The 13,808-nt window shown below is 58.8% G+C and carries 12 protein-coding genes; 4 read left to right on the plus strand and 8 right to left on the minus strand.

Annotation, left to right across the window (positions count from 1 at the left end; all coding sequences use genetic code 11):
* Positions 1-112 precede the first annotated feature (112 nt).
* The 3 genes from K5Q35_RS10120 to K5Q35_RS10130 all read left to right on the plus strand — a co-directional run bounded on the left by K5Q35_RS10120 (position 113) and on the right by K5Q35_RS10130 (position 4,417).
* Positions 113-979: an outer membrane protein assembly factor BamD gene (locus K5Q35_RS10120; protein ID WP_013962451.1), complete on the plus strand. Its 867-nt coding sequence runs from the start codon at positions 113-115 to the stop codon at positions 977-979.
* Positions 980-1,013: 34 nt separating this feature from the next.
* Complete coding sequence (gene recN / locus K5Q35_RS10125) at positions 1,014-2,663, plus strand: DNA repair protein RecN (protein ID WP_220799483.1); 1,650 nt, start codon at positions 1,014-1,016, stop codon at positions 2,661-2,663.
* Between the two features lie 68 nt (positions 2,664-2,731).
* Complete coding sequence (locus K5Q35_RS10130; RefSeq protein ID WP_220799484.1) at positions 2,732-4,417, plus strand: chloride channel protein; 1,686 nt, start codon at positions 2,732-2,734, stop codon at positions 4,415-4,417.
* A gap of 6 nt (positions 4,418-4,423) precedes the next feature.
* On the opposite strand, the gene K5Q35_RS10135 is transcribed toward K5Q35_RS10130, so the two are convergent.
* The 5 genes from K5Q35_RS10135 to K5Q35_RS10155 form a co-directional block, all read right to left on the minus strand.
* Positions 4,424-4,768, minus strand: coding sequence for a DUF427 domain-containing protein (locus K5Q35_RS10135; RefSeq protein WP_220799485.1), 345 nt, complete (start codon positions 4,766-4,768; stop codon positions 4,424-4,426).
* Positions 4,769-4,843: 75 nt separating this feature from the next.
* The gene (locus K5Q35_RS10140; protein ID WP_220799486.1) at positions 4,844-6,634 is read right to left on the minus strand and encodes an aminopeptidase P family protein; all 1,791 of its coding nucleotides are present in this window, start codon (positions 6,632-6,634) and stop codon (positions 4,844-4,846) included.
* Positions 6,635-6,680: 46 nt separating this feature from the next.
* Positions 6,681-8,558, minus strand: coding sequence for a cobaltochelatase subunit CobT (gene cobT / locus K5Q35_RS10145; RefSeq protein ID WP_220799487.1), 1,878 nt, complete (start codon positions 8,556-8,558; stop codon positions 6,681-6,683).
* Positions 8,559-8,609: 51 nt separating this feature from the next.
* Positions 8,610-9,596: a cobaltochelatase subunit CobS gene (gene cobS / locus K5Q35_RS10150; protein WP_013962444.1), complete on the minus strand. Its 987-nt coding sequence runs from the start codon at positions 9,594-9,596 to the stop codon at positions 8,610-8,612.
* Positions 9,597-9,717: 121 nt separating this feature from the next.
* Entirely contained in the window at positions 9,718-10,344 is a 627-nt protein-coding gene (locus tag K5Q35_RS10155; RefSeq protein ID WP_220799488.1) for a J domain-containing protein, read from the minus strand.
* Between the two features lie 76 nt (positions 10,345-10,420).
* Between K5Q35_RS10155 and K5Q35_RS10160 the strand changes: the two genes are divergently transcribed.
* Positions 10,421-10,678, plus strand: a complete 258-nt coding sequence (locus K5Q35_RS10160) for a BolA family transcriptional regulator (RefSeq protein ID WP_013962442.1) — start codon at positions 10,421-10,423, stop codon at positions 10,676-10,678.
* Between the two features lie 9 nt (positions 10,679-10,687).
* Here K5Q35_RS10160 and K5Q35_RS10165 read toward each other — a convergent pair whose 3' ends face one another.
* The 3 genes from K5Q35_RS10165 to gatB all read right to left on the minus strand — a co-directional run bounded on the left by K5Q35_RS10165 (position 10,688) and on the right by gatB (position 13,749).
* Entirely contained in the window at positions 10,688-11,152 is a 465-nt protein-coding gene (locus K5Q35_RS10165) for a DUF4177 domain-containing protein (protein ID WP_220799489.1), read from the minus strand.
* A gap of 134 nt (positions 11,153-11,286) precedes the next feature.
* Positions 11,287-11,760: a thioesterase family protein gene (locus K5Q35_RS10170; RefSeq protein WP_220799490.1), complete on the minus strand. Its 474-nt coding sequence runs from the start codon at positions 11,758-11,760 to the stop codon at positions 11,287-11,289.
* 477 nt (positions 11,761-12,237) lie between these two features.
* Positions 12,238-13,749, minus strand: coding sequence for an Asp-tRNA(Asn)/Glu-tRNA(Gln) amidotransferase subunit GatB (gene gatB, locus K5Q35_RS10175; protein WP_220799491.1), 1,512 nt, complete (start codon positions 13,747-13,749; stop codon positions 12,238-12,240).
* Positions 13,750-13,808 lie beyond the last annotated feature (59 nt).

Raw genomic sequence — 13,808 nt, forward strand, 5'->3', positions numbered from 1 at the left:
TTATACGCTTCGTGAACGCAAATGGCATTTTGCCTCCCGAAATTCTATGCTAGGACAAGCGGGCGCGGTGGGTGAAAGTCTGCTGCGGAGGAAGAATCGAAGGTATCTGGGCATGAGTTGGCGAGGATCTGCACAGCGTTTTTCAGCGATTGCGCTCGTGGTTGTCGGCATTGCCGGGTGCACCAGCGATCCCGGTCGTACAACCGGCACCTTCTTCAATCCGCAGGAAGTGCCGCTGGAGGCTTTCGAGGCCGAGCAGATCTTTGAACGCGGCGAATTCGAACTGACCCGTAACCGCCCTGACGATGCTGCCTTCTATTTCGCTGAGATCGAGCGGCTGTACCCCTATTCGGATTGGGCGCGCCGCGCGTTGATCATGCAGGCGTTTTCGTATCATCAAGATCAGGACTATCCCAACAGCAGGTCAGCCGCGCAGCGGTTCATCGACTTTTATCCCGATGATGATGATGCCGCCTATGCGCAGTACCTGCTGGCGCTCAGCTATTACGATCAGATCGACGAAGTCGGGCGCGATCAGGGGCTGACCTTTCAGGCGCTTCAGGCGTTACGCCAAACGATCGAACGCTATCCCGACAGCGAGTACGCACGCGCCTCCATCCTGAAATTCGACCTCGCCTTTGATCACCTTGCGGGTAAGGAAATGGAAATCGGCCGCTACTACCTGCGTCGCGACCATTTTGCCGCTGCGATCAACCGCTTCCGCGTTGTGGTCGAAGACTTTCAAACCACCTCGCACACGCCAGAAGCGCTGCACCGGCTGGTTGAGGCCTATTTGTCACTTGGTCTGACGGATGAGGCGCAAACGGCGGGGGCTATCCTCGGATACAACTATCAATCCACGATTTGGTATCAGGACAGTTTTGCACTGCTGACCGGGCAGGGGTTGCGCCCGGAGGCAACTGGGGACGGATGGCTCGGCCAAGTGTACCGTCAGACCGTACGTGGCGAATGGCTCTGACGCGACCTGCATTACCGAAAAACGGATAGGGCCTATGCTGCGCGGGCTGGATATTCAAAACATGCTGATCATCGACCGGCTTGAGCTTGCCTTCGAGCCGGGTCTGAACGTGCTGACTGGTGAAACCGGTGCGGGCAAGTCCATTTTGTTGGATTCGCTCGGCTTTGTTTTGGGCTGGCGCGGTCGCGCTGATCTGGTGCGTCAGGGGGCGGAGCAGGGGGAGGTGACAGCATGGTTCGACCTGAGCGAGGATCACCCCGCACATGCCATTCTGCAGGAGGCGGGGCTGCCGGACGGTGATGAGCTGTTGTTGCGCCGCATGAACATGCAAGATGGCCGCAAGACCGCTTGGGTCAATGATCGGCGATGTTCGGGCGAGGTACTGCGGGCCTTGTCGGAAACGCTGGTGGAGCTGCATGGGCAGCATGATGACCGTGGGCTGTTGAACCCCCGTGGTCACAAGGCCATTTTGGACGAATTTGGCAAGCTTGATGCGCTGAAATCAAAAGTGCGCAAAGCATGGACCGCAAAAGGAAAAGCAGCAAAGGCACTGGCTGCGGCAGAGGCTGCGATGGCAGCTATTCGCGACGAAGAGGACTTTTTGCGGCACGCGGTGGCAGAACTGGATGCGCTCGCGCCGTTGCCCGGCGAAGAGGCCGAACTGGATCAGCAACGCCGCGCAATGCAGGGTGCTGAGAAGATCCGAAATGATGTGATCCGCGCGCATGAGGTTTTGGGAAATCAGGGGGCAGAGGCCGCTTTTTCGGATGCACTGCGTTGGCTCGATGGCGCGGCGGAGCGTGCAGAGGGCGCTTTGGAGGCACCGATGGCGGCTTTGGCCCGGGCCATGACGGAACTGGACGAGGCAATGGACGGCATCGTCGGCGCAATTGAAGGGTTGACCTTCAATCCTGCCGAGTTGGAAGACACCGAAGAACGCCTTTTCGCCATCCGTGCTTTGGCGCGCAAGTATGATGTTTTGGCGGATGATCTGGCGGAATATGCCAATAGCCTGCGTCAAAAGTTGGACGCATTGGATGCCGGGGATGCGGATTTGTCCGCCTTGCAGATAGCGGCCAGGGAGGCCGAGGACCAGTATGTTGATGCTGCGGCCAAGCTGACGGCGGCGCGGCGCAAAGCGTCGGCTCGACTTGATAAAGCTGTAGCGGGCGAGCTTGCACCTTTGAAAATGGAACGGGCCATCTTTACAACCGGGATCACCGAAGACGCCGCAGGACCTGATGGTGTCGATCTTGTCGCGTTCAGCGTTGCGACCAATCCCGGCGCGCCATCCGGCCCGTTGAACAAGATCGCTTCGGGCGGGGAACTCAGCCGGTTTCTGTTGGCGCTCAAGGTCTGCCTCAGCAAAAGCCAGAGCGGTGTCACGATGATCTTTGATGAAATAGACCGGGGCGTCGGGGGGGCGACAGCAGATGCTGTGGGGCGCAGGCTTGCGGCGATTGCAGATGGTGGGCAGGTTCTGGTCGTGACCCACTCGCCGCAGGTTGCAGCTTTGGGCACGCATCACTGGCGGGTGGAAAAGCATGTCTCGGACGGCATGACGACCTCGACCGTGACCGCTTTGCCGCGCCCTGCGCGTGTCGATGAAATCGCGCGCATGCTCGCCGGAGACACGATCACCGAAGAGGCGCGCGGGGCTGCGCGGGCATTGTTGGCAGGCTGACTGGCACTAAAGGGCTTTCACCTGCGTCTGGCTTGACCTAGACAGGAAAGGCGCAAGGGGCAAAATGAATGTCCGGGGATAAACGATCTTTTTTCAGCCAGCAGGTCGAAAGGCTGAAGACCTTCCTCGGGGAGGCGTATCGATTGTTGCGCCACCGTGGGCCGAGCCAGATACAGTTTTGGTTTATCGCTTTGGCGGTCGGTGTGGCCGCCGGCTTTGCGGCGTTGTTTTTCCGCAAGGGGATCAATGCGTTACAAACCTATCTTTACGGGACCGAAGACGTACGTCTGCTGCACAGCTTTGCGGAATCGCTGCCGTGGTACATGATTTTGATCATCCCGATTGGCGGCGGTTTGGTGGTTGGGGTCATCCTGCATCTCTTTACGAACGATGGCCGTGCCCGTTCGGTTGCGGATGTGATCCACGGGGCCGCGATGAACAATGGTCGGGTGGAAACCAAAGCCGGTCTCGCGTCGGCGCTGGCGTCGATGATCACATTGGGCACGGGCGGCTCAACCGGACGCGAGGGGCCAGTCGTGCATCTGGCGGCAGTGATTTCGACGTGGGTCAACCGCCGTATCCTTGCCGATGGCATCACGGGGCGCGACCTTCTGGGCTGTGCCGTTGCTGCGGCGGTTTCAGCGAGTTTCAATGCGCCCATCGCCGGGGCATTATTCGCGCTTGAGGTTGTGCTGCGCCATTTCGCGGTCCATGCCTTCGCGCCAATTGTGATTGCCAGTGCCGCGGGCACCGTGATCAACCGGCTTGAATTTGGCGGCGTGACCGAATTCACGCTGACGACTGTGAACGAAGTACAATTCTATCAGGAATTACCAGCCTATATCATCCTCGGACTGGTCAGTGGCTTGGTTGCGGTGGCCTTGATGAAGGCTGTGTTCTGGTCCGAAGATGTGGGCAACAAGATACAAGACCGCTTTTCAATCCCGCGATGGCTGCGCCCTGCGATTGCGGGTGCCATGCTCGGGGGCATCGCAATCTACTTTCCCCACATCATCGGCGTTGGCTACGAGACGACTTTTCTCGCACTGGACGGGCAGTTATTGCTCTGGGATGCGATTGTATTTGCCATGCTGAAGACGGCGGCAGTGGCAATCACCATGGCCGGGCGCATGGGGGGCGGAGTCTTCTCGCCTTCGCTGATGATCGGTGCGTTGACGGGGTTGAGCTTTGGTCTGATCGCAACAAGCATCTTCCCGGATGTGTCCGGGTCAATATCCCTTTACGCCTTGGCGGGCATGGGGGCGGTGGCTGCCGCTGTGCTGGGCGCGCCGATATCGACGACACTCATCGTGTTTGAATTGACCGGTGACTGGCAAACAGGTCTTGCGGTGATGGTCGCGGTGTCGCTGTCCACGGCATTGTCGACGCAGCTTGTGGCGCGCAGTTTTTTCCTGTCCCAGCTTGAACGGCGCAACATTCACCTTGCGGCGGGGCCGCAGGCCTATCTGCTGGCTATGTTCCGGGTCAGTGGCCTTGTGCGCGGACGGCGTGATCCGAATGCGGCAGATGAATCCGCCTGCATGTCGATGATCGAAGAAGGCGTCTTTCTCAGCCCGAACGCAACCTTGGAAGCGGCAATGCCACTGTTTGAAGACGGGCGTAGTTTTGTGCCAGTCGCCGCCAAAGCCTCAGGGGAGGGGCCACCAGAGCTGGTGGGGGCCTTGTTCCATGTTGACGCCCTCAAGGTCTATAACCGCGCCCTCGCAGCCACTGCCGCAGAAGAGCACTCCTGACCCTGCTCAGATCTGTTCGACGGTGACATCCCCATCTGTGAAAAATGCCAGATGTCCCTTGATGCGCGATACAGCTTCGGCAGGGGCTTCATAGCTCCACACGACGTCTTTCAGTGTCGTGCTTTTGGTGACGACCGAAAAGTAACTGGCATCGCCCTTATGGGGGCAATGCGTTGATTTTTCTGACGTATCCAGAAAAGCCATCGCAATATCGGTGCGGGGGAAGTAGATGACCGGCGGGTAATCCCCTTCGACCAACTCCAAAGCTTCGCTGCTTTCGCCCAAAACCGCACCGCCTGCACGCACAGACCATGTTCCGTCTGCTTTTCGTATCGTAATATGTTGTGCCATCTTGGTTCCTTCCATGTTGTGCGCCACTCTATTTTCACGCCACATGATTGTAAACGCGGCATCCGTGGAGCGCCTTCAGAGAGGTGCGGTCGCAGCCTCCAGCCATTTCCGCGTATCTGCACTGACCCGTGGGCCGATTTTATCGGCCACATCCGCGTGATAGCTGTTGATCCAGTCGATTTCCGGGCCTGTCATCATCTCCTTGACGATCAGGCGTCGGTCAATCGGCGCATAGGTCAGGGTGCGCCATTGCAGCATCTCGCGTTCCGCATCGCCGTCGGGCAGGGCGGGGGCCTTGATCACAACAATCAGGTTTTCGAGCCGGATGCCGAATGCGCCTTCGCGGTAATAGCCCGGCTCGTTGGACAGGATCATACCGGGTTGCAAGGGCACCGAACTCACCCGGCTCAGCCGCTGTGGCCCCTCATGCACGCTCAGATATGCGCCGACGCCATGGCCCAGCCCGTGGTTGAAATCCTGCCCGGCCAGCCAGAGCGGCACGCGCCCGACCGCTTCAATCTCGCGCCCGGCAAGACCGACGGGCCAGCGCAGGCGGCTCATGGCGATCATGCCCTGCAACACGCGGGTAAAGGCTTCGGCAGCGGCGCGGGGCGGGGCGCCAATGGGGATCGTGCGGGTGATATCAGTGGTGCCGTCAAGGTACTGGCCCCCACTGTCGAGCACGATCAATTCACCCTCCTGCAGCAGGCTGTCGGTCTCTTCGGTGACGCGGTAGTGCATAATGGCCCCGTTTGGCCCGGTGCCTGCGATGGTTTCAAAACTGATGTCCTGCAAGGCATTGTCACTGCGCCGGAGCGTTTCAAGCCGTGTGACCACCTGTGTTTCGGTGATGCTCCCCGGTGCTTGCTGATCCAGCCATGCCAGCAGTTCCACCACAGCCGCACCATCGCGTAAATGGGCCGCCGCCGAACCTTCTATTTCGGCCTCATTCTTGCAGGCTTTGGGCAATGCGCAGGGATCATCCCCCCAGACCACGCGGTCTCCGAGACGTTCCGCCAGATAAAGCGGTACGGTCGCTTTGTGCGCGCGCACCGGCCCTGCAAGATCGTCCAGAAAGCCCGGCAGCCTGTCCGGTGCGTGGATCGTAACGCCGTCCCCGAGATGCGCGCGTACCTCGCTCAATTTGGCCTCGGCGATGAACAGATGCACATGACCATCCGCCATCAATACGCAAAAGCCCTGCGCGATAGGGTTGCGCGCGATATCCGCACCGCGAATGTTCAACAGCCAGCAAAGGGCGTCGGGCAGGGTGATCAGCGCTGCCGCTTCGCCTGCTTCTTTCAGGGTCGCGCCGAGGCGCGCGCATTTATCGGTGTGGCTTTCGCCTGCAAATTCAAGGGGGTGCCCTTTGGCAGGTGCCATCGGCGGCGCGGGTTGGTCATGCCAGATCGCATCCACCAGATTGGCGCAAGGCTGCAAGGTGATACCGCTGTTTTTCAGCGTCTTTTCCAGCGCTTCGATTTCGCCGGGCGTGTGCAGCCATGGGTCGAACCCGACGATACCGCCACTGGGCATCTGCTCTTTCAGCCAGTCGCCCAAGGATACGTCGGGCCAGGGCACGGGCGTGAAGTCTGTCGCGACCTGTGCCTTGACCTGCGTGCGATACCGCCCGTCTATGAACACGCCCGCCACCGGTTGCAAAACCGCGCAGAACCCGGCGGAGCCGGTGAAACCTGTCAGCCATGCAAGCCGTTCGTCATGCGGTGCTACATACTCGCCCTGATGCGCATCTGCCCGAGGCACCAGAAAACCGTCCAACTCGGCCTCTGCCATACGGTCGCGCAGCGCAGCGAGACGCGGGGGGCCCTGTTCCGGGCGGGCTGTGACTTCAAATGACTGAAACATAGCGATGGGTCCCTTTGATTGTGCCGCGATAGAACTGTAGCCGGGTTTAGCCTGCGCGGCGCATGCCCATGACGCGTGCGCGTGCGCGTGGATCACTGTCAAACAGAGCCGCCAGTTGTTCGGTCATCGCCCCGGCAAGCTGGTCGACATCGGTAATGGTGACCGCCCGCTCATAATAGCGGGTGACATCGTGACCGATCCCGATGGCCAAAAGCTCAACCGCTTTGCGCTTTTCGACCAAGGCGATCACGTCGCGCAGGTGTTTTTCCAGATAGTTCGCGGGGTTCACGGACAGCGTGCTGTCATCCACCGGCGCACCATCCGAGATGACCATGAGGATCTTGCGCGCCTCGGCCCGCATCAGCATACGCCGGTGCGCCCATTCAAGCGCTTCACCGTCGATGTTTTCCTTGAGCAACCCTTCTTTCATCATCAGGCCCAGATTGGGACGGGTCCGCCGCCAAGGCGCATCGGCTGATTTATAGATGATGTGGCGCAGATCGTTCAGGCGGCCGGGCTGTTGGGGGCGGCCATCGTTCAGCCAAGCCTCACGGGCCTGTCCGCCTTTCCACGCGCGGGTGGTAAAGCCGAGGATTTCCACCTTGACGTTGCAGCGCTCCAGCGTGCGCGCCAGCACATCTGCACAAATCGCCGCAATCGAAATCGGACGCCCCCGCATGGAGCCGGAGTTGTCCAGCAGCAGCGTCACCACGGTATCGCGAAACTCGGTGTCTTTCTCGACCTTGAAGCTAAGCGGCGTGGTCGGGTTGGCTACCACGCGCGCCAATCGGCCCGCATCCAGCATCCCCTCTTCGAGGTCGAATTCCCATGACCGGTTCTGCTGCGCCTGAAGGCGTCGTTGCAATTTATTCGCAAGGCGGCTCACGGCCCCTTTGAGCGGCTCAAGCTGCTGGTCGAGATAAGCGCGCAGGCGTTCCAGCTCAACCGGTTCGGCGAGGTCTTCGGCGTTGATCTCTTCGTCATGATCCCCGAGGTAGACCATGTAATTCGGATCCGCATCCGACACCGGCTGCGGGGCGGGTGGCTCAAGCGGGGCCTCGCCTTCGGGCATTTCCGCTTCGTCGCCCATCTCCTGATCGGCCATGTCATCCATGGAGACCTGTGCCTGCGCGGCATCCTGCTGATCTTCCTGGCTCTGTTCGGGGGAGGCGTCTGCGTCTTCCTCGTCCTGATCATCCTGCCCGGTGCTGTCGGGTTCGTTCTGATCCTCGCTGCCATCTTCGGCGTCGTCTTCCTGATCCTCGTCCACCTGATCGGGATCATCCCCAAGCTGGTCACCGTAGCCAAGATCAGAGATCATCTGGCGTGCAAACTTGGCAAACGCGGCCTGATCCGCCAACGTCTCATCCAATGCGTCAAGCGTACCGCCCGCCTGCTCTTCGATGAAACCGCGCCACAGATCCATGACGTTTTGCGCCCCGGAAGGCAGATCGCGCCCCGTCGCAAGGTGACGGATCAGATACCCCGCCGCTGTCGCCAGCGGCACATCCGCCGCCTGCGTGACCTGATCATAGCCCTTGCGCATCGCTTCATGCGCGATCTTGGCGTCAATATTGCCCGCTGTGCCCGGCATGTCGCGCGCGCCCACAGCCTCGCAGCGGGCGGTTTCCATCGCCTCGTACAACTCGCGCGCCATTTCGCCCTGCGGCGCATAGCGTGCGTGTGTTTCGCCATTATGATAGCGCCGGTTCAGCGCCAGAGCATCCGCCGTGCCGCGCGCCAACAGAACCTCGGCGCGCGTCATACGACGACTGACCTGCGGCAGACGCATCGCATCCCCGGACAGGCCCGCCGGGTCCACCGAATAGCTGACCGACAGCTCAGGATCATCCGCCATGACCTTCGTCGCCTCGGTCAGTGCCTTTTTAAAGGCATCTGCGGGATTGTCAGAAGGTTTGCTCATACGGTTGTTCCCATCGGATTGGCACGGGGTCTCCGCGCCACGTTCAGCACCTTACCCCAAGCTCAGGCTTGCCGCGCTTTCGGGCAGTTCTTCGTCGAACAGGCGTTGGTAAAACTCGGCCACGGTCTGACGCTCCAGTTCGTCGCATTTGTTCAGGAAGGACAGGCGGAAAGCATAGCCTACGTTGCGGAAAATCTCGGCGTTCTGGGCCCATGCGATCACGGTGCGCGGGGACATCACGGTGGACAGATCACCATTCATGAAGGCGGTCCGTGTGAGGTCCGCAACGGTTACCATCTGTTTGACGGTTTTGCGCCCCTTTTCGGTGTTGTAATGCGGGTTCTTGCTGAGCACGATGGCAGTTTCGGCATCAATGCTGAGATAGTTCAGCGAAGCCACCAGCGACCAGCGGTCCATCTGGCCCTGATTGATCTGCTGTGTGCCGTGATAAAGGCCGGTCGTGTCGCCAAGCCCGACAGTGTTTGCCGTCGCGAAAATGCGGAAATAGGGGTGCGGGGTGATGACCTTGTTCTGATCGAGCAGGGTCAGCTTGCCATCCACTTCCAGCACCCGCTGGATCACGAACATCACATCCGCACGGCCCGCATCATATTCATCGAACACGATGGCGGTCGGATTGCTCAGCGCCCAGGGCAGGATGCCCTCCTGAAAATCGGTGACCTGCTTGCCGTCTTTCAGCTTGATCGCATCCTTGCCGATCAGGTCGATCCGGCTGATGTGGCTGTCGAGGTTCACGCGCACGGCGGGCCAGTTCAGACGCGCGGCCACTTGTTCGATGTGGGTCGATTTACCTGTCCCGTGATACCCTTGGATCATCACCCGCCGATTGTGCGTAAAGCCCGCAAGGATCGCGAGGGTCGTGTCGGGATCGAATTTATAAGTGGAATCAACATCGGGAACGCGGTCGCTGGGTTCCGCAAAACCTTTCACGATCATATCGGAATCGATGCCAAACACGTCGCGGACATTAATGTCTTCGGTGGGCTTTGTATTAATGTCCAGTGCGCCATCGGCCATGAGCTTTGGTCCTTCGAATAACTTGGTTGAGGAGCAGGTGCAAACCTGCGCCATCTCGTGCAACATATTGCAGTGAGGTGCAAGGGAAAGGGGCGTGCCAATTAAGGGCAATGATTACCCGTCAGCTTTTAAAGTTCCTGCTGCCCTTGATCTGATCCCACGCCCAAACGACTTCCTGCAATTGTTCTTCCTGACTGCGATCGCCCCCGTTCATGTCCGGATGCAATACCTTGATGAGCGCTTTATAGGCTTTGCGCACATCCGGCTTGCTCCACGTATCCTTTGCCTCGAGGATCTCCAGCGCACGGCGTTCGGTTGGTGGCAGGCGACGCCCGGCCTGCGCCCCTTTGCCGGGGTTCTGCGTCGCGTTCGACCCCAGCACCTGATGCGGATCCTCAATGCCAAGGCGGGCCCATGCTCGCGCTTCGGGGTCGCCCATCGGTTTTGTGTTGCGTTCCCACACCTTGTCCTTGGACATCTGGGCGTTCATCTCGGCCTCTGTGGTGCCGTCAAAGAAATTCCATTTCAGGTTGTACTCACGGACGTGCGTCTGGCAGAACCAGTAATAGTCATCCAGAACATCAGGCGCTTTGGGCGCGCGGTATTTGCCCGGGTCATTGCAGCCCTCTTTGTCGCAGATGCGTCTTGACGTCTCGGATGCGCCCGACATGCCGCGTCTGCTGCGTGGGTTTTTCTTCTTGGACGAAGAAACGGACATGTCGAATCCGAATGGATCAGGTTTTGTCATCATTGGCACCTATACGAGTCGAGGTTGCATAGTTTAGACTGACTGAAGAAAGATTGAAGGGGGCAGAGAGAAAAAAATGTCGAAACGGCAAGATATTGAGGACAGTTTGCAAAAAGCCTTCGCGCCGCGCGTGCTGGAGGTGGTGGACGATACCGAAAGCCACAGGGGACATGCGGGCTTTACCGAGGGTGTAGAGAGCCATTTCAACGTCATGATCCGGTCTGATCATTTCGCCTCGATGAGCCGCGTCGCGCGACATCGTGCCATCCATAGCGCTCTCGGGCCTGAGCTGATTGCGAAAATTCACGCTTTGGCACTTGATGTAAACGTTTAAGCAGGCGTTTTAACCATCTGATTTGTCTGTTTTTCGCGTCTCTGCCAGTTGTTTCAAAGACGTGGTGACGCCGGAGACATCGCTGAGCTCCTCAACGCCATTGTCACGCAGCATTCGGCTGGCACCGGCGCTTTGCGAAGCGTCGTCTTGTGGTGTCTCTGGTGTCGTTGTCTCTGGCAGAACCTCTACTTCGGGTTCATCCGTGAGGGTTTCTTCAACGGTCTCCGATACTGCGCTCGAGGCCTCCGGTCGACGAAAGATCAGCATGTTTCGCCATTTGGTGGTTGTCGAGGTCAATCCCGCCCGTTCGGTCGAGGGCAGCGTTTCTGCGCGGAGGTATTCCCAACCCTCTGCTGCCATCGTGTTCATCTGCTCTTCGAGCGCATGGCAGAACCGCGCCTCCGCTGTTTTAACACCCTTGGCTTTCAAGCCGCGTGTCGGGGCGGCAACGACCCGGTATTCATATCTTTGCATGCACCCTCCAACGGCTTTATCCCGTTGGTCTATAGCAACGGATTGTGAAGGCGGAAAGTCTCATGCGCAACAGGTGTTGGGCGTGTTGTATTTGCGGGTGCCGCGCAATCGGGACGCGGCGTCGCAATTGCATGTCATCGCGGAATTCCTATCCGCCGGCCGACCCTGTGCGGGCGTGGCAATTTGGCATGGGCGTCATGCAGCTTTTTCAGGTTCGCTAAAATATGGGGCGGCATGGCTGCGACCTTCGGCCCGGACTGATCGACATGCAATGCCATCGCCTCACCCGTGGCGGCGCACCAGCCGTCCTCGTGCCAGATTTCCTGATAGAAGTGAAATCTCTTTTCATCAAAATCGATCAGTTGCAGCGTTACCGTAACAGCATCATTGAGGTGAAGTTCGCGCAGATAGCAGATGTGGAATTCCGCCGTGTAGGTCGTAAACCCGGTTTTCTGATAGTCAGGCCCAAATCCAATTTGCGGATAGATTTCATCGCCAGCCTCGTCAAACAAGACCGCGTAATAGGCCATGTTCATGTGACCGTTATAGTCGATCCATTCGGGGCGCACGCGTGCAACGGAGGATCGGAAGGGAACAGAGAGGGACAATTCAGGCCTCCACAAAAAGATTACGACATTTGCGCTGAGGCGAAAGACTAAGCAAAGCCGAAGCACTGCTCAAAAGGTTTTCGACCTGCGAGGGCTTTGCAATTGAGCGGTGTAAATCGTGACCGTTCAAACCCCGCATGAATGATGAATGTACCACGGGTGTGAGTCCATCGCTCGAATGCCGCGTATTATAATTGGCGTTATATGCTTATGACTTTAAACGCCATTGCTCTTGCCGAAAACCTGTCCGAGGTGGTCATAGATGAAGGTTAGGCGCCCCTTTAGAGCACATCAAAGGGTACCACAGCGATACTCACGGGTGCCGTAGGAGCTGGCTTGAAGATCATACCGGACACTGGGGAAGCACAATGCGCGGTTGTCTCGCCATCGACAACGGACACCGCCAAGGAAGTTGACGATACATCGGACAAAAGAGTTGTGACATATGATTGCAAAGCGCGCCTGACGTCGACGGCGTTAGCCTGCCAGCTTTTTGGCGACCAGTTGGTTGACGGCCTTAGGATTCGCTTTGCCGCCCGTTGCTTTCATCACCTGTCCCACGAACCAGCCGGCAAGTTTCGGGTTTTCGCGCGCCTTGGCCACCTGATCGGGGTTGGCGGCGATGATTTCATCCACGGCGGCTTCGATTGCGCCTGTGTCGGTGACCTGCTTCATGCCTTCGGTTTCGACAATCTCCGCCGGGTCACGCCCGGTGGTATAGCAAATTTCAAAGACATCCTTGGCGATCTTGCCAGATATCGCATCCGAGGCGATCAGATCAATGATGCCACCTAGTTGTGCGGGGCTGACCGGGCTGTCCGTAATGGCGTGGTCTTCTTTCTTGAGACGCCCGAACAGTTCGTTGATCACCCAATTGGCCGCCATCTTGCCATCCCGGCCTGCCGCCACAGCCTCAAAATAGCCCGACGAATCCAGATCGGCGGTCAGCACTGAGGCATCATAGTCCGACAATCCGAAATCATCCCGGAACCGCGCCTTTTTAGCGTCAGGCAATTCGGGCAGGTTGGCGGCGATGTCATCCACCCAAGCTTGTTCGATATCGAGCGGCAACAGGTCGGGGTCGGGGAAATAGCGGTAATCATGCGCTTCTTCCTTGGAGCGCATGGAGCGTGTCTCATTCTTGTCCGGATCATAGAGGCGGGTTTCCTGATCAATCGTTCCACCTGCCTCGACAATCGCGATCTGGCGGCGCGCCTCGACGTCAATGGCCTGCTGTATGAACCGCATTGAGTTCATGTTCTTGATTTCGCAGCGCGTGCCCAGATGGCTGAAATCCTGCGTGGCCTGGTATTTTTCATATTGCCCGGCCCGGCAGATCGACACGTTCACATCGGCGCGCATGGCACCCGATTGCATGTCTCCGTTACAGGTGCCGAGATAGCGCAGGATTTGCCGCAATTTGGCGAGATAGGCCGCAGCCTCTTCGGGCCCGCGGATGTCGGGGCGGGAGACGATCTCCATCAGGGCAACGCCTGTGCGGTTCAGGTCCACAAAGGACATGTTCGGGTCCATATCATGGATGGACTTGCCCGCGTCCTGTTCAAGGTGAATGCGTTCGACACGGACCAAACGCGCGGTGCCGTCGCCCATTTCGACCAGAACTTCGCCTTCGCCCACGATCGGGTGGTACAACTGGCTGATTTGATAGCCCTGCGGCAGATCGGGGTAAAAGTAATTCTTGCGATCAAACGCGCTGTGCAGGTTGATCTCTGCCTTCAGGCCAAGCCCGGTGCGCACGGCCTGCTCAACGCAGAATTCGTTGATCGTGGGCAGCATGCCGGGCATGGCCGCATCGACGAAGGACACGTTGTTGTTCGGCTCGGCTCCGAATTGGGTCGAGGCCGCCGAAAACAGCTTCGCAGCGGAGGTGACCTGCGCATGCACCTCCATACCGATGACCAGTTCCCAGTCATGTTTCGCCCCGGAAATCACCTTGGGTGCGGGGGTCTCATAAGTCAGATCGAGCATCGGCAGTCTCCCTCAGGTCACACGTCATCGACCGAGGGTTTAGGCCAGTGGGCCACCTG

The sequence above is a fragment of the Roseobacter sp. OBYS 0001 genome (assembly GCF_019654895.1).
GTDB lineage: Bacteria > Pseudomonadota > Alphaproteobacteria > Rhodobacterales > Rhodobacteraceae > Roseobacter > Roseobacter litoralis.

Coding starts and splice junctions, on each gene's coding strand:
- K5Q35_RS10120 (WP_013962451.1), top strand. CDS start 113: ATGAGTTGGCGAGGATCTGCACAGCGTTTTTCAGCGATTGCGCTCGTG.
- recN (WP_220799483.1), top strand. CDS start 1,014: ATGCTGCGCGGGCTGGATATTCAAAACATGCTGATCATCGACCGGCTT.
- K5Q35_RS10130 (WP_220799484.1), top strand. CDS start 2,732: ATGTCCGGGGATAAACGATCTTTTTTCAGCCAGCAGGTCGAAAGGCTG.
- K5Q35_RS10135 (WP_220799485.1), bottom strand. CDS start 4,768: ATGGCACAACATATTACGATACGAAAAGCAGACGGAACATGGTCTGTG.
- K5Q35_RS10140 (WP_220799486.1), bottom strand. CDS start 6,634: ATGTTTCAGTCATTTGAAGTCACAGCCCGCCCGGAACAGGGCCCCCCG.
- cobT (WP_220799487.1), bottom strand. CDS start 8,558: ATGAGCAAACCTTCTGACAATCCCGCAGATGCCTTTAAAAAGGCACTG.
- cobS (WP_013962444.1), bottom strand. CDS start 9,596: ATGGCCGATGGCGCACTGGACATTAATACAAAGCCCACCGAAGACATT.
- K5Q35_RS10155 (WP_220799488.1), bottom strand. CDS start 10,344: ATGACAAAACCTGATCCATTCGGATTCGACATGTCCGTTTCTTCGTCC.
- K5Q35_RS10160 (WP_013962442.1), top strand. CDS start 10,421: ATGTCGAAACGGCAAGATATTGAGGACAGTTTGCAAAAAGCCTTCGCG.
- K5Q35_RS10165 (WP_220799489.1), bottom strand. CDS start 11,152: ATGCAAAGATATGAATACCGGGTCGTTGCCGCCCCGACACGCGGCTTG.
- gatB (WP_220799491.1), bottom strand. CDS start 13,749: ATGCTCGATCTGACTTATGAGACCCCCGCACCCAAGGTGATTTCCGGG.